Below are 1,965 nucleotides of genomic sequence, written 5' to 3'. Positions count from 1 at the left end.
CCCCCGCCCACCCGTGGCTTGTTACTTGTCCGCAGGGGCGTCCGGGCTCGGGACCAGGTCCCGGTCCTGAGCCGCGTCGAGCTCGGGCTCGGGCTCCGCGTCAGCCGAACGCGCCTTCCCGCGCCCACCCAACAGCGCAGCCACCGGCTCGGTGTACCGCGCCGTCAGCGGCCCCACGATCACCAGGATCAGTACATACGCCGTGGCCAGCGGCCCGAGCCGCGGTTCGATCCCCGACGTCACCGCCAGCCCCGCGATGACGATCGAGAACTCGCCGCGTGCGACCAGCGTCCCCCCGGCCCGCCACCGCCCCTTCGACGAGATCCCGGCCCGCTTCGCGGCCCAGTACCCCGTCGCGATCTTCGTCCCGGCGGTGACCACGGCCAGCGCCAGCGCGGGCAGCAGCACGGGCGGAATGCTCGCCGGATCCGTGTGCAGTCCGAAGAAGACGAAGAACACGGCCGCGAACAGGTCCCGCAGCGGCGACAGCAGCCCGTGCGCCCCCTCGGCCACCTCGCCCGACAGCGCGATCCCGACGAGGAACGCCCCCACGGCGGCCGACACCTGCAGCTGCTGCGCCACACCGGCCACCAGCAGGGTCAGCCCCAGCACCACGAGCAGCAGCTTCTCGGGGTCGTCGCTCGACACGAACCGGGAGATGTGGCGGCCGTACCGCACCGCGACGACGAGTACGAGCCCGGCGACACCGAGCGCGATCGCGAGCGTGGCACTGCCCGCCGCGAGCCCCGCACCGGCCAGCAGCGCGGTGATGATCGGCAGGTAGACCGCCATGGAGAGGTCTTCGAGGACCAGGATGCTGAGGATGACCGGGGTCTCACGGTTGCCGAGCCGCCCCAGGTCGCCGAGGACCTTGGCGATGACGCCGGAGGAGGAGATCCAGGTGACTCCGGCGAGGACGACGGCGGCGACCGGCCCCCACCCGAGCAGCAGCGCCATCGCGGCGCCGGGCAGGGCGTTCAGGGCGGCGTCGACGAGGCCCGCCGGGTACTGGGTCTTGAGGTTGGAGACCAGGTCGGTCGCCGTGTACTCCAGCCCGAGCATCAGCAGCAGCAGGATGACGCCGATCTCGGCGCCGATCGCGACGAACTCCTCGCTGGTGCCCAGCGGCAGCAGCCCGCCCTCGCCGAAGGCCAGTCCGGCCAGCAGATAGAGGGGGATCGGTGAGAACTGGAAGCGTCCGGCGAACCGGCCGAGCAGCCCCAGACCGAGGATGATCGCGCCGAACTCGATCAGGAAGACCGCGGACGAATGCACGTGTCACTCCCTTCCGAGTATGGTCGCGGCCGACTCCACGCCCTCGCGGGTGCCGATCACGATGAGGGTGTCGCCGCCCGCCAGGCGGAAGTCCGGTGCCGGCGAGGGGATGGCTTCGGCGCGGCGCAGTACGGCGACGATCGAGACGCCGGTCTCGGTGCGCATGCAGGTCTCGCCCAGCAGGCGGCCGTTCCAGTGCGAGGTCGAGGACAGCTCGATGCGTTCGGCGACGAGGCCCAGTTCGGTCGTGGACAGCAGGCTGGGGCTGTGGTGGGCGGGCATCAGGGCGTCGATGAGCGCCGCGGATTCTCCTGCGGAGAGCCGGACGGAGAGGGCGCAGGCGTCCGGGTCGTCCTTGCGGTACGCGCTCAGTGTGCGGCCGCCGTCGCGGTGCGCGACCACCGAGATGCGGCGTTGTTCGCGGGTCGTGAGGTCGTACCGCACCCCGATTCCCGGCAACGGCGTACTGCTCAGGCGTGGAGTGCCCATGGCTGGTCCCCTGTCCGATGTCGATCTGCTGATCCGTTCACCCTACGGCGGGCTGCGGAATGGTTTCCTCTACGGCCTGGCGGGGCCGGTCGCGCACGTCTTCACCTGCGGGCCGGTGGGGGCCGGTCGCGCAGTTCCCCGCGCCCCTGGGGGGTGGGGGTTCGCCGGGACGTCGGGTGCGGGCCGTACGTGGCTGGCCGC

At 71.9% G+C, this 1,965-nt stretch carries 3 protein-coding genes; 1 reads left to right on the top strand and 2 read right to left on the bottom strand.

What is annotated here, in order from left to right; all coding sequences use genetic code 11:
- Positions 1-21: 21 nt before the first annotated feature.
- Entirely contained in the window at positions 22-1,275 is a 1,254-nt protein-coding gene (locus ACFWGJ_RS43485) for a cation:proton antiporter (protein WP_387334511.1), read from the bottom strand.
- Between the two features lie 3 nt (positions 1,276-1,278).
- Positions 1,279-1,764 carry a cation:proton antiporter regulatory subunit gene (locus ACFWGJ_RS43480; RefSeq protein WP_387334510.1) on the bottom strand — a complete coding sequence of 162 codons (486 nt, stop codon included), beginning with the start codon at positions 1,762-1,764 and terminating at the stop codon, positions 1,279-1,281.
- On the opposite strand from ACFWGJ_RS43480, the gene ACFWGJ_RS43475 reads away from it, so the two are divergent.
- Positions 1,763-1,965: hypothetical protein (locus tag ACFWGJ_RS43475; protein ID WP_387334509.1), on the top strand; the 203-nt coding region annotated here is incomplete at its 3' end. The genes ACFWGJ_RS43480 and ACFWGJ_RS43475 overlap by 2 nt on opposite strands.

The organism is Streptomyces sp. NPDC060205 (assembly GCF_042728395.1).
Taxonomy (GTDB): domain Bacteria; phylum Actinomycetota; class Actinomycetes; order Streptomycetales; family Streptomycetaceae; genus Streptomyces.
Note: the sequence above shows the minus strand (reverse complement) of the source record. Positions and strands in the feature narration are given on the sequence as shown.

Coding starts and splice junctions, on each gene's coding strand:
- ACFWGJ_RS43480 (WP_387334510.1), bottom strand. CDS start 1,764: ATGGGCACTCCACGCCTGAGCAGTACGCCGTTGCCGGGAATCGGGGTG.